General features: G+C 45.5%; 18 protein-coding genes. 14 read left to right on the top strand and 4 right to left on the bottom strand.

All coding sequences use genetic code 11. The features are described from left to right. Positions 1 to 28 precede the first annotated feature (28 nt). From R7F67_RS01720 to R7F67_RS01705, 4 genes are all read left to right on the top strand, one after another. Entirely contained in the window at positions 29 to 1,855 is a 1,827-nt protein-coding gene (locus R7F67_RS01720) for an extracellular solute-binding protein (protein WP_017634997.1), read from the top strand. Positions 1,856 to 1,864: 9 nt separating this feature from the next. Then, positions 1,865 to 2,722, top strand: a complete 858-nt coding sequence (locus tag R7F67_RS01715; RefSeq protein WP_005379371.1) for an ABC transporter ATP-binding protein — start codon at positions 1,865 to 1,867, stop codon at positions 2,720 to 2,722. 35 nt (positions 2,723 to 2,757) lie between these two features. Then, on the top strand, positions 2,758 to 3,597 hold the full coding sequence (locus R7F67_RS01710) for an ABC transporter ATP-binding protein (protein ID WP_005379372.1): 840 nt from the start codon (positions 2,758 to 2,760) through the stop codon (positions 3,595 to 3,597). Positions 3,598 to 3,765: 168 nt separating this feature from the next. Continuing rightward, positions 3,766 to 4,191, top strand: a complete 426-nt coding sequence (locus R7F67_RS01705) for a phosphate-starvation-inducible protein PsiE (RefSeq protein WP_025768316.1) — start codon at positions 3,766 to 3,768, stop codon at positions 4,189 to 4,191. 55 nt (positions 4,192 to 4,246) lie between these two features. Here R7F67_RS01705 and R7F67_RS01700 read toward each other — a convergent pair whose 3' ends face one another. Then, positions 4,247 to 5,113: a YicC/YloC family endoribonuclease gene (locus R7F67_RS01700; protein ID WP_005384776.1), complete on the bottom strand. Its 867-nt coding sequence runs from the start codon at positions 5,111 to 5,113 to the stop codon at positions 4,247 to 4,249. Between the two features lie 184 nt (positions 5,114 to 5,297). Here R7F67_RS01700 and rph point away from each other — a divergent pair, with 184 nt between their 5' ends. Together rph and pyrE are read left to right on the top strand one after the other, a co-directional pair. After that, positions 5,298 to 6,014: a ribonuclease PH gene (gene rph / locus R7F67_RS01695; RefSeq protein ID WP_017634994.1), complete on the top strand. Its 717-nt coding sequence runs from the start codon at positions 5,298 to 5,300 to the stop codon at positions 6,012 to 6,014. A gap of 104 nt (positions 6,015 to 6,118) precedes the next feature. Continuing rightward, positions 6,119 to 6,760 (top strand): orotate phosphoribosyltransferase, encoded by a 642-nt coding sequence (pyrE, locus tag R7F67_RS01690; protein ID WP_026000307.1) that lies wholly within the window; start codon positions 6,119 to 6,121, stop codon positions 6,758 to 6,760. Between the two features lie 84 nt (positions 6,761 to 6,844). Here the strand turns inward: pyrE and R7F67_RS01685 are convergent, their stop codons facing one another. The 3 genes from R7F67_RS01685 to coaBC form a co-directional block, all read right to left on the bottom strand. Then, entirely contained in the window at positions 6,845 to 7,795 is a 951-nt protein-coding gene (locus R7F67_RS01685; RefSeq protein ID WP_054576836.1) for a Kdo(2)-lipid IV(A) acyltransferase, read from the bottom strand. 6 nt (positions 7,796 to 7,801) lie between these two features. Next, complete coding sequence (gene slmA, locus R7F67_RS01680; protein WP_005379386.1) at positions 7,802 to 8,392, bottom strand: nucleoid occlusion factor SlmA; 591 nt, start codon at positions 8,390 to 8,392, stop codon at positions 7,802 to 7,804. Positions 8,393 to 8,563: 171 nt separating this feature from the next. Beyond that, positions 8,564 to 9,763, bottom strand: coding sequence for a bifunctional phosphopantothenoylcysteine decarboxylase/phosphopantothenate--cysteine ligase CoaBC (coaBC, locus tag R7F67_RS01675; RefSeq protein ID WP_262600422.1), 1,200 nt, complete (start codon positions 9,761 to 9,763; stop codon positions 8,564 to 8,566). A 193-nt stretch (positions 9,764 to 9,956) separates the two neighbouring features. On the opposite strand from coaBC, the gene R7F67_RS01670 reads away from it, so the two are divergent. The 8 genes from R7F67_RS01670 to R7F67_RS01635 all read left to right on the top strand — a co-directional run bounded on the left by R7F67_RS01670 (position 9,957) and on the right by R7F67_RS01635 (position 16,298). Continuing rightward, a complete protein-coding gene (locus R7F67_RS01670; RefSeq protein WP_025768319.1) occupies positions 9,957 to 11,630 on the top strand; it encodes a methyl-accepting chemotaxis protein in 1,674 nt (557 codons plus the stop codon). A gap of 114 nt (positions 11,631 to 11,744) precedes the next feature. Further along, positions 11,745 to 12,419, top strand: a complete 675-nt coding sequence (gene radC / locus R7F67_RS01665; RefSeq protein ID WP_017820707.1) for a RadC family protein — start codon at positions 11,745 to 11,747, stop codon at positions 12,417 to 12,419. A gap of 302 nt (positions 12,420 to 12,721) precedes the next feature. Further along, positions 12,722 to 12,958 (top strand): 50S ribosomal protein L28, encoded by a 237-nt coding sequence (rpmB, locus tag R7F67_RS01660; protein ID WP_005384783.1) that lies wholly within the window; start codon positions 12,722 to 12,724, stop codon positions 12,956 to 12,958. 13 nt (positions 12,959 to 12,971) lie between these two features. Then, positions 12,972 to 13,142, top strand: coding sequence for a 50S ribosomal protein L33 (rpmG, locus tag R7F67_RS01655; RefSeq protein ID WP_004410866.1), 171 nt, complete (start codon positions 12,972 to 12,974; stop codon positions 13,140 to 13,142). 276 nt (positions 13,143 to 13,418) lie between these two features. Continuing rightward, positions 13,419 to 13,895 carry a hypothetical protein gene (locus tag R7F67_RS01650; protein WP_031777180.1) on the top strand — a complete coding sequence of 159 codons (477 nt, stop codon included), beginning with the start codon at positions 13,419 to 13,421 and terminating at the stop codon, positions 13,893 to 13,895. Between the two features lie 102 nt (positions 13,896 to 13,997). Beyond that, entirely contained in the window at positions 13,998 to 14,807 is an 810-nt protein-coding gene (mutM, locus tag R7F67_RS01645) for a bifunctional DNA-formamidopyrimidine glycosylase/DNA-(apurinic or apyrimidinic site) lyase (protein ID WP_054576839.1), read from the top strand. Between the two features lie 86 nt (positions 14,808 to 14,893). Beyond that, the gene (gene coaD, locus R7F67_RS01640; protein ID WP_017820709.1) at positions 14,894 to 15,376 is read left to right on the top strand and encodes a pantetheine-phosphate adenylyltransferase; all 483 of its coding nucleotides are present in this window, start codon (positions 14,894 to 14,896) and stop codon (positions 15,374 to 15,376) included. Further along, complete coding sequence (locus R7F67_RS01635; protein ID WP_017820710.1) at positions 15,363 to 16,298, top strand: glycosyl transferase family 90; 936 nt, start codon at positions 15,363 to 15,365, stop codon at positions 16,296 to 16,298. Before coaD ends, R7F67_RS01635 begins: the two co-directional genes overlap by 14 nt. The last annotated feature ends 24 nt before the right edge of the window (positions 16,299 to 16,322 follow it).

Genomic DNA, 16,322 nt, shown 5'->3' with positions numbered 1-16,322 from the left:
GTGAGCAAAACATAAAAAGGGAAGTTTTATGAAGAAATTATTTTTAGCGTCCACGCTGAGCGCCCTGAGTTTTGGTGCAATGTCAGCAACGCTTCCGACTGACTTAAACTGGCAAACAAACTGGGATGAGCCTCAATATGGTTCGCCAGAAGCGAAACGTGGAGGGACTTATCGCACCTTTATGTCAAGTTTCCCGCAGACGTTACGTAGTGTTGGCCCAGACGCTAATGCAGGGCTACGTTCTTTTATCTTAGATGAAACACCAGGCTTGGTGGTCCGCCACCCAGATACTTTAGAGTTTATCCCTGAGCTTGCTAACGAGTGGGCGTTAGCAGGTGACAACAAAACGGTCTATTTCAAACTCAACCCTGAAGCCAAATGGTCGGACGGCAAACCTGTGACTGCCGACGATTTCGTGTTCATGCTGAAGTTTTATCGTTCCAAGGACATCTTGGAGCCTTGGTACAACGATTACTACAACAAAACGATTGCGGATGTTATCAAGTACGACACTCACACGTTTGCTGTTAAGGCGGCGAAAGAGTTTAATCCGGAAGAGTTGCTGTTACGAATGGGGGCCCTGCGCCCACGTCCCGCACATTTTTATGCTAACCCTTCAAAAGATGAAAATGGTGACGGTATACATGACAACTTTGTCCGCTACTACAATTTTAAAAGTGAACCAACGACCAGTGCATACTACCTAGATGACATTAAAAAAGGTAAAAGTGTTACCTTCAAACATGTCGGTGAAGACTGGTGGGGTTACAGCAATAAGTATTATCAACATCGTTATAATGTCGACAAAATCCGCATCACAGTGATTCGCGACAGTGATATCGCGATGAAGCACTTTGAGAAAGGGAAGCTGGACGCATTTGGTCTTGTTTTACCAAGCTTATGGCATGATAAATCGAATACGGAACCTTACCAAAAGGGATACATTCAAAAGTTCTGGGGTTACAACCAATTCCCAGTTGGGGCTGGTGGTGTATGGATGAACACCGCGATGCCTTTGCTGGATGATTTAAACATTCGCAAGGGCATTACTTACGCGATTGACTTTGATGGCATGATAGAGAATGTCATGCGTGGCGACTACTCCCGTAAACCGAACCCGACCGGTTATGGTCATGGTAAATACACCCTACCAGATGCTAAGGCACCGAAGTTCGATCCCGCAAAAGCGGCCGAGGCATTCGAAGCCGCAGGCTTTAACAAAATTGGTTCTGATGGTATTCGTGTTAATGATAAAGGTGAGCGCTTAAGCTTCGAGCTGACCTACGGAACACCTGTTCATACTCCTCGTATTGCATTTTTGCGTGAGCAAGCCAAGCTAGCAGGGCTGGATATTGAGCTCAAGTTAGTTGATGGCTCATCCATGTTCAAATACGTACGTGAGAAAAAGCACGATTTGGCTTTCTTAGATATGGGTACGTCTGAGATCCCAACGTATTGGGAGTACTTCCATTCAGTCAATGCGAACAAGCCGCAAACTAACTCTTTCACAAACTACAGCACGCCTGAACTGGATGAAAAGATCATCGAGTATCGTTTTGGCATGGATATGGATAAAAAGATCCAGCTAGGTCATGAGATTCAGCGTGACATCATTGATGCTCACGTTATCGTCCCAGGCTACATGGTTCCTTATGTCCGCTATGGTCACTGGCGCTGGTTAAAGTTTCCAGATAAGCCAATGAATCGCATGACAGAGGCGCTGTTCAGTGGTGCAATCATAGGCGATGGCACTTACTGGATTGATAGTGATATCAAAAAAGAAACGAAACAAGCGATGAAGTCAGGCAAAGCTTTTGAACCTGTTGTTGTCGTAGATGACACTTATAAGCTGTAAGGATTGGTTATGGAAAACGATGTAATCCTAAGTGTTAAAGATCTCGAAGTTGAATTTACCACCGATGATGGGCCAGTGAAGGTTCTGCATGGTGTGAACTTTGATGTGAGAGCCGGACGTACACTCGGTCTGGTAGGAGAGTCAGGTAGTGGTAAGAGCGTAACCTCAATGTCGATCATGGGGCTATTACCTAAGCCATATGGCAACATTATCAAAGGTGAAGTGAATTATCGCGGCACCAACCTAGTTGATTTGCCTGCGGAAGAGATGTACGCCATGCGTGGCGATCGCATTTCGATCATCTTCCAAGACCCGATGACGGCGCTCAACCCAGTGCACACCATTGGTCGTCAAATATGTGAAGTGCTTGAGCTCCATCGACCTGAGCTCGACAAAAAGGAGCGGGAGGCGTACTCGATTGAAATGCTGGCAAAAGTAAAAATTCCAATGCCAGAGAAGCGATTGAATGAGTATCCCCATAACCTATCTGGTGGTATGCGCCAGCGTGTCATGATCGCGATGGCATTGGCCTGTAAGCCGGATATTCTGATTTGTGATGAACCGACTACAGCGTTGGATGTTACGGTTCAGGCGTCTATCCTTGAACTGATGAACGAGCTTCAGGAAGAAACGGGCATGGCGATGATCTTCATCACTCACGATCTCGGGGTTGTGGCAGAAGTGTGTGATGATGTTGCCGTGATGTATGGCGGACGTATTGTCGAAAAAGCAGAAATTTTTGAGTTGTTTGATAACCCGCAGCACCCATACACAGAGCGTTTAATGGGATTGATGCCGAGCTTAGATAATGAGCCGAAGCAGATGATCGATATCAAGCCTATTGATGCCAGTATGTTTGCCAGTTAACTGGGCAAAGTGAACCAGTCATAAAAGAGGATGTTATGGCAAAAGAAGTATTAAGAATTGAAAATCTTAAGCAGCACTTTGTTTCTGGTAAAGGGCTGTTCAAGAAAGGCTACACCATCAAAGCGGTAGACGGGGTTTCACTGTCTGTTTCTGAAGGTGAAACACTGGGGCTAGTTGGTGAGTCAGGTTGTGGTAAAAGCACCCTTGGTCGCACGATCTTAAAGTTATACGAGCCAACAGAAGGTAAGATTTTCTTTGAAGGTAAAGACATCACTAAATTGTCTGTGAAAGAGATGCGATCGCTGCGTAAAGACATGCAAATCGTCTTTCAAGACCCAATGGAGTCACTCAATCAGCGTCATACCATCGGTATGATTCTGGAAGAACCGTTTGTTATTCATAAAATTGGCACGCCAACAGAGCGTAAACAATGGGTAAAAGAGCTTTTAATCAAAGTGGGATTACCAGAAACGGCAGTAAACCGTTATCCACATGAATTTTCAGGCGGGCAACGGCAGCGTATCGGTATCGCTCGCGCGATTGCATTGAAGCCTAAACTGCTGATTTGTGATGAATCGGTATCTGCGTTAGATGTGTCGGTACAGGCGCAAATCTTGAACCTATTGCTACAACTGCAACAAGAAATGAACTTGGCGATCATATTTATCTCTCACGATCTCTCGGTGGTGAAACATGTTTCTGACAAAGTTGCCGTGATGTATTTTGGTAAAGTGGTAGAAGCAGGCAGTGCTAAAGAAATTTATGCAAACCCGCAAAACGAATACACCAAAAAACTCCTATCTGCGATTCCGATCACTCACCCTAAATATCGGAAGAAAAAGCGCGTAGCTGAAAAAAAGCAGCAAGTGGCGTAAGTGATGCCACAGGTCCTATAACACAAAAGCGCTCCGCCAAATAAGCGGAGCGTTTTTATAAGCAAATGCCAGGACTTGGAGTCGATTTGCACTGATGTTTATTCTGATTGATTGAAGATCGTTGCATGCTAAACTCAAGGCCTATTTTCTTTGTTTGGATAATGGACCATGCCGTCGAATTTACCGAAATCCTTTAGTCGACCTTTCCTGAAAATCTTCCATATTTTGGAGGCGGTGTTATTAGTCTCTATTACCTTGGCGACGTTGTACGCCATGATGCAAGAGTTTGTGCACGTATTTGTAGAGAAGCGTGTCTTACTCACGGATATTCTGTTGATGTTTATCTATCTGGAAGTGCTCGCTATGGTGCAGCAGTTCGTGATGAACGGTAAAATTCCGGTACGCTATCCTATCTACATCGCGATGATGGCCATCGCCCGCTACATCACACTCGGAATGAAAGAGCTGGATGCAGTTTTGGTTGTGTGGTTATCTCTGGCTGCGTTTATTTTGGCTGCGGCTACTTTGCTGATCAGAATTGGGCACCATTATTGGCCCTACGTTGATAACAGTACCTTGGAAAAAGACGAATAAAAGAAAACCCCGTATTAGCGGGGCTTTTTTGTTTCAATACTCGATGACTTTTAGATCATTCAATGTTTTGGATCTGCTCACGCATCTGTTCAATTAGAACTTTCAGTTCAACGCCCGATGCGGTGATGTCGGTGCTGATGGATTTCGACGCTAGCGTGTTCGATTCACGGTTGAACTCTTGCATCATGAAATCTAGACGACGACCCACTGCGCCGCCTTTTTTCAGAATGTTCGTGGTTTCTTTTACGTGAGAATCAAGACGGTCTAGCTCTTCTGCTACGTCTGATTTCTGTGCCAGAAGGATAAGCTCTTGCTCAACGCGAGATGGGTCTAGCTCTACTTTTGCATCTTCAAATTTAGAGAACAGACGCTCACGTTGCCACTCTAGTATTTCTGGCATGCGTGCGCGCACTTTCACAACTTCTGATGTGATCGCTTCGAGGCGTTGCTCAATCAGCGCCTTCATGTTCTCGCCTTCACGAGCGCGCGCTTCAATAAATTCATCCATTGCGCCATCAAACGCTTCTAGTAGCACTTTATTTACCGCATCCATGTCTTGCTCTGGCGTTTCCATTACCCCCGGCCATTGCATAACTTGAAATGGATTGATTCGGCTCAGTTCACCAGTCATGTGCATGACTTGTTCAGCGGCTTTAATTACCTGGCTAGCAAGCGCTTCATTGATGCTAAGCTCACCTTTTGCGGCAGGGTTTGCTTCAAAACGTAGATTACATTCTACTTTGCCTCGCGCTAAGCGCTTACGAAAACGCTCACGTAAAACGGGCTCTAACCCGCGAAATTGCTCTGGCATGCGGAAGTATGTTTCTAAATAACGCTGGTTCACGCTGCGGATTTCCCATACCGCAGAACCCCAATCGCCTTTTACTTCTTTGCGTGCATACGCTGTCATACTGTAAATCATCGAATTTTCCTGTCTTCATTTTTTGAAAATTACTTCAAGAGTGTATCACGCTGCGTCGATAGGTGCGCGGGATGTATGGATTGTTTATGTTGTGCCAGATGCGTAACCTATGAATCCGGAATCGATTCCGTTATAATCTTCGCCCAACCAAATCGTCTTCTCCTCATATTTAAGGTAGATGCCCATGCGTCCAAACGATCGCAAGGCGGATCAAGTTCGCCCTATCAAAATTACTCGTAACTACACAGCTTACGCTGAAGGGTCAGTGCTAGTTGAGTTCGGTAACACCAAAGTGTTGTGTAATGCGACCGTCGAAGAATCTGTGCCACGTTGGCTAAAAGGTCAAGGTAAAGGCTGGGTTACAGCTGAATACGGCATGCTACCTCGAGCAACACATTCGCGTACTCGTCGTGAAGCGGCAAGTGGAAAGCAAGGCGGCCGTACGATGGAAATTCAGCGTCTTATCGCGCGAAGCCTACGTGCAGTTGTCGATCTAAAAGCCATGGGTGAGTTCATGATCACCGTTGACTGTGACGTTATCCAAGCTGACGGTGGTACGCGTACTGCATCCATCAGCGGCGCAAGTGTTGCAATGGCCGATGCATTCCAACACCTAGTAGATAGCGGCAAGCTAAAAGCAAACCCAATGAAAGGCCACGTAGCGGCAGTTTCAGTTGGTTTGCTAGGTGATGATGTTCTGTGTGACCTTGAGTACGTTGAAGATTCAGCGGCAGACACAGACATGAACGTGGTAATGACAGAAGAAGGCAAGATGATTGAAATTCAGGGCACCGCAGAAGGTGAACCGTTCAGTCACGAGCAGCTGATGGCTCTGCTCGAGTCGGCGAAAGTCGGCATTACGGAAATTGTCGCAGCGCAGAAGGCGGCGTTAGCCAATTGATTTAAATAGCTCCCATTATGGGGGCTATTTTTTTATCTCGACAATAGAGAAATGAATGATTGTCGAGAAGAGACACAAGAAACCAAGGACATAGAGAGAAAATAATGAAAGCATACCAGCGTGAATTTATTGAGTTTGCACTTGAGAAAGAAGTTCTTAAGTTTGGTGAGTTTACTTTGAAATCTGGCCGTAAAAGCCCGTACTTCTTTAACGCTGGTCTTTTCAATACTGGTCGTGACCTAGCGCGTCTTGGTCGTTTTTACGCAGCAGCGCTTGCTGATTCTGGCATTGAGTTTGATGTGCTGTTTGGCCCGGCGTACAAAGGTATCCCAATCGCGACGACAACAGCAGTCGCGCTGGCGGATCATCATGACGTCGACACGCCTTACTGCTTCAACCGTAAAGAAGCGAAAGATCACGGCGAAGGCGGTAACCTTGTAGGCTCTGCGCTTGAAGGTCGTATCATGCTAGTGGATGACGTAATCACAGCAGGTACTGCGATTCGTGAATCGATGGAAATCATTCAAGCAAATGGCGCAGACCTTGCTGGTGTGTTGGTTGCGATTGACCGCCAAGAAAAAGGCAAAGGTGAGTTGTCTGCGATTCAAGAAGTGGAGCGTGACTTTGGTTGTGCAATCATCTCGATCGTTAGCTTGACTGACCTTGTGACTTTCCTTGAAGAGAAAGGCACAGACAAAGAGCATCTAGAAGCAGTCAAAGCATACCGCGCAGAATACGGCATTTAATTGGTTACTTTTTCTGAAAAAGTAAAAAGGGCAGATGGATATTCATCTGCCCTTTTTTGTTTTTGGATTCATCGCCTTGACCACTTACTTATAGCGAATGCCTTTCTCGACATGCTCATCTTGCATGGTTTTATAGCGTTTATGGAGCCACATCCATTGCTCTGGAGCGCGTAGAATGACTTCTTCCACATACTTGTTCATATAAGCGGCAGCGGCGACTTCGTCTTTTTGTGGATAGTCGGCTTCAATGCACTTATCGGCGATGATGTCGTATTTTCCTTCGTCATTGCGAAACCCTGAGCCTGGGATGATCGCACATTTTGAGGTATACGCCAGAATGCTCGTGCCTGTTGTTGTACACGCATCGTCTACGGCAAAGAAGGGCACAAATACTGATTTTTTGCGACCGTAATCGTGATCCGGTAAATAGAACAGACGCTCACCGCTGCGTAAAACACGAATCATCTTTTTTACATCTTTACGATCAATCAGTTTATTGCCGTTATGTGTCCGTCCCCAATACTGGATAAAGTTATAAGCAGGATTATTATGCGGACGAAACGCGCCGTACCCGGCCACGCCTAACACGGCGAAAGCACGCGCAGTGATCTCTAGATTAAGAGCATGGACACAACAAAGTAGGACGCCTTTACCTTCTTTGGCTTTTTCACGCAGTGCGCCGAGATCTTTCTCGACGATCAGGTTTTTAAAGCGCCAAGTCGGCCAGAACCAAGTGATTCCGGTTTCTATCAGTGCCATACCGGTATTTTTGAAGTTCTCTTCAACAATATGTTGAATCTCTTCAGGTATTTTGTCTGGAAAGGCCAATTCTAAGTTACGCTGAGCAACGTGGACACGCTTTTTACCGTAGCGCATGCCAAGTTTGCCGAGTGAACGACCTAATGAAAGCAGCAGCCGATAAGGAAGAATATTGACGAGGATGGCCAACAGACCAAAACCAAGCCATACGCCCCAGTTACGAGGGTGAAGAAGTGAAAGAGAAAACTCGGGCTGCGTGTATTTGTCTTTACTCATAGTCTTTTACTTTATTTGTGCACTCAAAAGCGCCCAGTACTCGTCAAAGTTTGCAGTCGGCTGGTATTTAAAGTCGCTACGCACAAAGCGGTTTAGGCTCCCCTCAACTTGTCCCAGAATTTGCGCGGCTAGGATGCGCTCTTCGACAGGGAAAGACTTCCCTTCACGAATCTTACGTTCACGCAGGATTTGGCGCAATTGTGTTTCTATACGCTCAAAGAGTTGATTGATGCGTTCACGTAGACGTTCATTTTCAAACATTAGAGCATGACCCGACAAAATGCGTGTTAGACCTGGGTTACGTTCAGAGAACGCCAAAATAAGGTGCATCACCATACGAATACGCTCTAGTGTATCTTTTTCGTCGTCTAGAATACGGTTGATACGTGTCATCAAGGCTTCTTCAATGAACTCAATCAACCCTTCGAACATGCGCGCTTTACTTGGGAAATGACGATACAGCGCGGCTTCTGAAACGCCGACTTGCTTGGCCAGTTTTGCCGTAGTAATGCGTGAAGCGCCATCTGTTGATTCAAGCATTTCTGCCAATGCTTGTAAGATTTCTTCACGACGGTTGGATTTTTTACTGCCGGCCATTAGTTACTTCCTTTCAAAATACAAAGTTGAGCGGAGGGGATTATAAGACGCTATTTCGCCTCAAACTAGACCACTAAGGGTGGAATGGGAGATTTAACACCCTTAGTTGTCATTTTTGTACCAAATTTATGCCAGCTTTTGTAAAAAATTGGCAGGGTTTTCAAACGTTAGTTACATCAATTGATGCATTTTTTCGAGAATTTTAACGCTCAATGCTTCTTTTGATTCCAAAGCGAGCGCAAGTTCACCTTCAGGCCAGTAAAGGGTAATTGCGTTGTCGTTGCTGTTAAATCCTTGCCCTGCAACCGAAACGTCGTTTGCACAGATCATATCGAGGTTTTTCTTTGTTAACTTGCCTCGAGCATAGGTCTCTACATCATTGGTTTCAGCCGCAAAACCGACGGTAAACGGACGCTTCTCCGTCATTGCTGCCACAGATGCAACAATATCAGGATTTTTAACCATATTAATGACCATTTCGTCGTTGTCTTCTGTCTTTTTCAACTTTTGAGCCGCGATCGTTTGTGGGCGGTAGTCGGCAACGGCAGCGCAGCTAATAAAGGCATCATGCTGGTTTGCATGTGTCATAACGGCTTCGTGCATCTCTTGGGCACTGGAAACATTTATGCGCTCAACACCTACGGGCGTATTTAAACTGACAGGACCGCTCACGAGGGTGACTTTTGCTCCCATCTGCGCTGCGGCGCTCGCCAATGCATAGCCCATTTTCCCGGAGCTATGGTTCGTAATGTAACGCACTGGATCAATCGCTTCGCGAGTTGGTCCGGCGGTAATGAGTATCGACCTACCTTCTAGCAATTTTGGTTGAAAGAACTGTTCACATAGCTGTACTAGCTGCATTGGTTCCAGCATTCGACCTGGTCCTACATCACCACAGGCTTGCTCTCCTGCCGCAGGGCCCCAGATGTGCATACCACGACGCGCTAACGTAGCGATGTTCTCTTGGGTTGCGATATTGCGATACATCTGTTGATTCATCGCCGGAGAAACAGCAACAGGGGAATCCGTCGCGAGCACGAGCGTAGTAAGTAAATCGTTCCCCATGCCTGCGGACATGCGCGCGATTAAGTCCGCGGTCGCGGGCGCTAATAGCACTAAATCTGCCCATTTGGCCAATTCAATATGGCCCATAGAGGCTTCCGCTGCTGGGTCTAGTAAACTGTCCGAGACAGGACGGCCCGAAACGGCTTGCATGGTTAAAGGGGTAATGAACTCTTTTGCGGCTTTCGTCATTACAACTTGAACTTGCGCTCCTCTCTCTATGAGGCGACGGGTTAGCTCCGCACATTTATACGCGGCAATACCGCCACTGATGCCGAGTAGAATTTTCTTTCCTGCTAGTGTTTGCATGTGAGATCTCCAATTTGATGACCGGATTTTAACACAATTCAAAGTCTGACCGCCCGAGCATATATAACGAGAAGATAATTCACATCAAACTCCAGAGTATTAATCTGACCGAGGAAGGGAAAATTCTCGCCTACCTCACAGACAAGTTGCGCGGAGTTTGCAAGTCTGAAAAGAAAAAGAGGTAGTGGAAACCATGGTGTTGAAAAGTCGAAACAAATTGCTGCTGATAACCCTAATTCCGCTGCTGTTGATCACTACGTTGATCTCAGTGGTGTATTACATCAACAGCAGTAAAAGTTTGGAAGCGGAGTTAGCAAGAGACAGGCAAGAGCTCATCGAAACGAAAAAGAAAGAGTTACAAGCCTATATGATGATGGGCGTGACGGCGATAAAACCGTTATACGACGCGGATGTAAATGGAAGTAATAAAGAGGCAGCAAAAGAAATTCTGAAAGCCATGCGCTTTGAAAGCGATGGTTACTTTTTTGCCTACGACTCTCAAGGTGTGAATACGTTGCACGCCATCAAACCTGCATTAGAGGGTAAAAACCTTTACGACTTAAAAGATGAAAATGGGGTCGCAGTTATTGCGGGCTTGATTGACGCTTCTCAAAAAGGGGATGGGTTCCTCTATTTCTCGTGGCACAAACCGACCATTGACGCACAAGCGCCTAAGTTGGGCTATGCAGAATATCTATCGAAATGGGACTGGGTTTTAGGTACTGGCGTTTATATTGATGACATCGACCAGCAAGTTGCGATGCACAGAGAGTTAAAGACTCAAGAGCTAAAAGAGCATACGTTATCTGCCGTGTTGATTTCCGCTATTGGATTGATCATTACCAGTGTTCTCACCAGTATCGTGGTGTCTAAAGGTATTCAGCCATTACAACATGTCGCGGCTTCATTAAAAGATGTTGCCGCAGGCGGCGGTGACTTAACGGCTCGTTTAAAAGTCGAAAGTCAGGATGAAGTCGGTGAAGTGGCGGCCGCGTTTAATGATTTTATGGATAAGCTGCACCCACTGATGCAGGACATTCATCGCTCTGCGACGACAGTACAGACCGTTTCCCAAAGCCTGAACACTCAGACCAGCCAAGCGAGCGGTCAAATGCAGGATCACTGTTTAGAGACGGACAAAGTCGTGACGGCAGTGACGCAAATGAGCATGACTGCCAAAGAAGTAGCCAGCAATACTAATGCGACCGCGCAGGCAATTGACGATGCCAACAGTCAAGTCACCGCTGCTCAGCATGAGGTCGAGCAAGCAATAGAAGGCATTACCGAACTCGTGACGGAGATAGACAGCACGTCAGATGCAATTTCTGAGTTGAGTTTACAGACTGAAAAAATAACCAAAGTGCTGGATGTGATTGGCGAGATAGCCGAGCAAACGAATTTGTTGGCCCTAAATGCGGCGATTGAAGCGGCTAGAGCCGGTGAGCAAGGTCGAGGGTTTGCCGTCGTTGCGGATGAAGTGCGCTCGTTAGCCAGTCGTACACAAAATAGTACTCATGAAATTGGTGACATGCTTAAGCAGCTACAAAATGGTGTATCAAGAGCGGTCAGTACGATGTCGGTGAGCCAAAAAAGAGGTGTCAAAACGGCGGAAGAATCGGCGCTCATTCAGCAATCTCTTTCTGGTGTTCATAATTCTATCGGTACGATTCGAGATATGGGGATTCAAACCGCGTCTGCCGCCGAAGAACAAAGTGCGGTTGCAGAAGACATCAACCAAAACTTAGTGGCTATTCAACAGATCGTGAACAAAATTAATGAGACGTTGCAGCATGCCGAGTCAATCAGCACGCAGCTATCACAGTCTGGAACGGAAATTCACGGCTTGGTTGGCAACTTTAAACTCTGATGAACTGTTAAGTTGCATGGAAAGCACTGATGGTACGAAGAAAGCGAAAGTCATACTCGACTTTCGCTTTTTGTTTTGTGGAATAGGGACACTTTCCATATAAAGAGACATCAGATGATACTGAAAGCTTTGCCAAATGAGTCCATGCCCAGAGAGAAGCTACTGCAACGAGGGCCGCAAGCTTTGACCGATGCTGAGCTACTGGCCATCTTCTTGCGCACAGGCACCCGCGGAATGAACGTGATTGAGCTTGCAGATTTCCTTATTCAAGACTTTGGTTCGCTAAGACAACTATTTTCAGCATCAGAAGAAGAGTTTTGTCGTCACAAAGGATTGGGGCAAGCCAAGTATGTTCAATTGCAAGCGGTACTAGAAATGACACAACGTTACTTGGCGGAGACGCTAAAGCGTGGTGATGCCTTAACCAGTCCCGACCAAACTAAGTTATATCTGTCTTCTATTTTAAGGGATCGGCAAAGAGAGGCTTTTTATATTCTTTTTCTCGATAACCAGCACCGAGTGATAAAAGATGAAATTTTATTTGAAGGAACGTTGGATGCAGCGTCGGTGTATCCGAGAGAAGTCGTCAAGCGTGCTCTGCATCATAACGCGGCGGCTTTGATTTTGGCGCACAATCATCCTTCAGGCGTCGCTGAGCCGAGCCAAGCTGACAGAAGGATTACAAGGCGTCTCATCGACGCATTAGCATTGGTGGATATTCGTATTTTGGACCATTTCGTCATCGGAGATGGGGAAAGTGTCTCTTTTGCTGAAAGAGGCTGGATATAACTGTGCGTTTTTTAGGTTGTTAGTTGCTAAAAATCTGCTATCATCCACGCCACTAAATTTTTAACTGAATTCAGCTTGGACTGCTAAAAAAATCTGCTGTCTAAAAAAAGATCACGAAAACCTGTAAAAAGGATCTGTTCGGGTCTTGAGCAATGCATATCAAGTTAGTATAATGCGCGACCTTTGATAGCCTTGTATGGATTTTCCATAGCGGTTCTTAACCTCTAACTTCTTTTCGAGAGATAGAGAGGTTCGGCCACCAAGGTTGATATCGAGCTGAAACGATTTTGGAGAAGACATTCATGTCACGAGTATGCCAAGTAACTGGTAAGCGTCCAGTAACGGGTAACAACCGTTCACACGCACGAAATGCTACTAAGCGTCGTTTTCTGCCGAACCTACAAACTCATCGTTTCTGGGTAGAGAGCGAAAAACGTTTTGTTAAACTACGTCTATCTGCTAAAGGTATGCGCATCATCGACAAGAAAGGTATTGATACTGTTCTTGCAGACATGCGTGCACGTGGCGAAAACGTTTAAGAGGAAATAAGCAATGGCAAAGAAAGGCGTTCGTGAGAAAATCCGTCTAGTATCTTCTGCAGGTACAGGCCACTTCTACACAACTGATAAGAACAAGCGTAACATGCCAGGCAAATTTGAGATCAAAAAGTTTGATCCAGTAGTTCGCCAGCACGTTATGTACAAAGAAGCAAAAATCAAATAATTGGTTTCAGTCTCTTTGATGAATTGAAAAACCCAACTTTCGAGTTGGGTTTTTTATTACCTGAATAAAAGTGCTGAAGATAAAGTGTTCAGTACGTCATCGGATTATAAAGTACTGCTGAAGTTATTTTACTGGTCCGACTCTATACTCGAATTTTTGATTGATCGCTCTCTGCCGCTTCGTTACCACTTCCCTACACACTTGCACACCGTTGTTCTAGTCAAGCTCAATACTCTTTGGTAGTTTACTCATAACGATAAGAGAGTAGAGATGGTTATGCGTGTGAGTCCGGCTCGTCGCCGCCGATGGAACAATATTCTTATTCTGGGCATTATCGCGTTTATAGTGATCTTAAATGCGCCGATGTGGATCAAAACTTACCTATTAACAGACCAAGCAGACCCTTACCCAAATGTACTTCGCTCCGACTATACGGTGGAGTCTTTGTACTATAGTGGCTGGGAGTTTGAACTGCATGATGGACGATGGCAATCCAACATCAAAGTTGATGCACCGATCAGTGAACTTGTATCACGCTGGCAATCATTGGAAGGGACCGAGCTCACCTCAGAACAGTACGATCATTTAAAACCTAACCTGACGGTACCTGAAACGGTAGAAGTTTGGTATCAGGATCTCGAAGAGCCGCAGCGGGTGACTTTCTTTCGTTTACCTGATTTTTGGCTATTTAAAACCTGGCAAGACAAATGGGTCGCTATCTCCGTCGATGAAAACTACCTTATGCCAGAGTAGAGCCTTTTTGCGCCTATACCCCTAATAAGCTTCCCTATTTATCGTTTTTCTTTTCGATTATGCTAGCAGCGAGAACTATTAGCCGGTGAATTGGAGAATCTAATGCCTGAGTTGCCAGAAGTTGAAGTCAGCCGTATGGGGATTAGCCCCCACATGGTTGGACAAACGATCCAGTCGTTTACTTTTCGAACGCCTAAATTGCGCTGGGATATTCCTACAGAGCTTAAAAAATTGGAAGGGCAGGTGATCCATGCGATTAGCCGTCGTGCGAAATACTTACTGATCGAGACAAACACAGGTACAGCCATTGTTCACTTGGGCATGTCTGGGTCTTTACGTGTCCTAGATGCTGACTTTCCGCCAGCAAAGCACGATCATGTGGATCTCAAACTAAGCAGTGGAAAAATACTGCGTTATAACGATCCGCGTCGTTTTGGGGCATGGCTGTGGTGTGCTCCTGGCGAGTCACATGCTGTGCTAGCAAACATGGGGCCTGAGCCTTTAACTGAAGAGTTCAATGCGGAATATGTAGCGGAGAAAGCTAAAAATAAGCGTGTCGCCGTCAAGCAGTTCATCATGGACAACAAAGTCGTGGTTGGTGTCGGAAATATCTACGCGAATGAGTCGTTGTTTAAATCTCGAATTCACCCTTCAAGGCCCGCAGGTAAGTTGACTTCTCAAGAGTGGGGGTTACTTGTTGAAAATATCAAAATGACACTTGAGATTGCCATTACGCAAGGTGGGACTACGCTGAAAGATTTTGCGCAAGCCGATGGAAAGCCGGGTTACTTTGCACAAGAGTTATTGGTTTACGGAAAAGCCGGAGAGCCATGCCCAGAGTGCGGCGAACGACTTCAAGAGCTAAAGATTGGCCAACGTAATACCTTCTTTTGTAGTGAGTGTCAGAAGTAAGTCGAGCTATTATCGAGCTTAAGTTGTTGTAATCTTGCGTTCGAGCCTCAATAATTCAATCAGTTTCGAATAACTTAGTAAATTATATGAAAGTCATTTATCCGGGCACTTTTGATCCAGTGACTAATGGTCACCTCAATCTAATAGAACGTACTCACGAAATGTTTGATGAGGTTGTGATTGGCGTAGCCGCAAGCCCATCGAAGAACACTATGTTTTCATTGGAAGAGCGCGTTGCACTGATGCAGGACGTTGTAGCGCATTTACCTGGTGTGACGGTAAAGGGGTTCTCCGGGTTATTAGTGGATTTCGCGAGAAATGAGAAAGCTAAGGTTCTTATTCGTGGTTTACGAACAACGGTAGACTTTGAATACGAGTTTGGACTGACCAACATGTACCGAAAGCTATTACCAGGAATCGAGAGCGTATTTTTAACTCCTGAAGAAGAGTTTGCGTTTTTATCGTCGACTATCGTGAGAGAAGTAGCGATTCATGGCGGAAGTATCGAACAATTCGTTCCCAAGCCAGTAGCCATCGCGATTGGGGAAAAACTGAATGAAAGACAGTAAGTTCCCTTATTATTTCTCAAACGCTCTCTCGATACTTATCCCTCGCTTTGTATATCGAGCACAAGCCAAGCGTTTACTTTCGAATCTGACCGAGGCAGAGCTGCAACGCTGTCTTGAGCGGGTGAACTATTACAATAAGTGTGAAACGCCGTTTTCAGTCGATAGCCGAGAACAAAGTTACTCGACCATCGATACATTCAAAAAAACGAAAGGCTGGACGTATTTTTTCGATCTTCGCCAAGTTGTACGCTATTTCCCTTCCAGTTTTGCGTTTAACTACATCAACGGCGATGTTACACACATCCCCAATGTACCGAGCTTTATAAAAAGCCGCCCTATTTTTGGTAACAACCAAAATTCAGTGGTGTTGAAACTTAATCAAGTTCGTCATTTTAAATTTATTGACGATCCTGTTCGCTATCAAGATAAAAAGGACATGGTAGCGTGGCGCGGCGTGGGTTTTCAGCCGCATCGTAAAAAGGTGATTCATGCGTTTTACAACCATCCGCAATGCAATATTGGCCAGACCCGCCCGGTAGAAGGGAAACCATGGGAAAAGGGCTTTATGAGTATTGAAGAGCAACTGCAGTATAAGTTTTTGCTCTGTATAGAAGGCAATGATGTGGCCACCAACCTTAAGTGGGCTATGTCGTCTAACTCCTTGGTTATTATGTCAAAGCCAAAATATGAGACTTGGTTTATGGAAGGTAAGTTAGAGGCAGGCGTCCACTATGTTGAAGTGAAGGATGACTATTCGGATTTGCCCGAAAAGATGGATTATTACCTAGCGAATGAGCAAGAAGCATTAGCGATCATTGAAAATGCGCACCAGTGGGTTGAGCAGTTCAAAGATAAACGTAAAGAGCGTTTGATCTCATTGATGGTTGCCGATAAGTACTTCGCTTTATCTCAGCAACAATAAAAAAGGGGCGAAACGCCCCTTTTT

Origin of the sequence: Vibrio sp. YT-17 (genome assembly GCF_033337375.1) — a bacterium.
Taxonomy (GTDB): domain Bacteria; phylum Pseudomonadota; class Gammaproteobacteria; order Enterobacterales; family Vibrionaceae; genus Vibrio; species Vibrio alginolyticus.
Note: the sequence above shows the minus strand (reverse complement) of the source record. Positions and strands in the feature narration are given on the sequence as shown.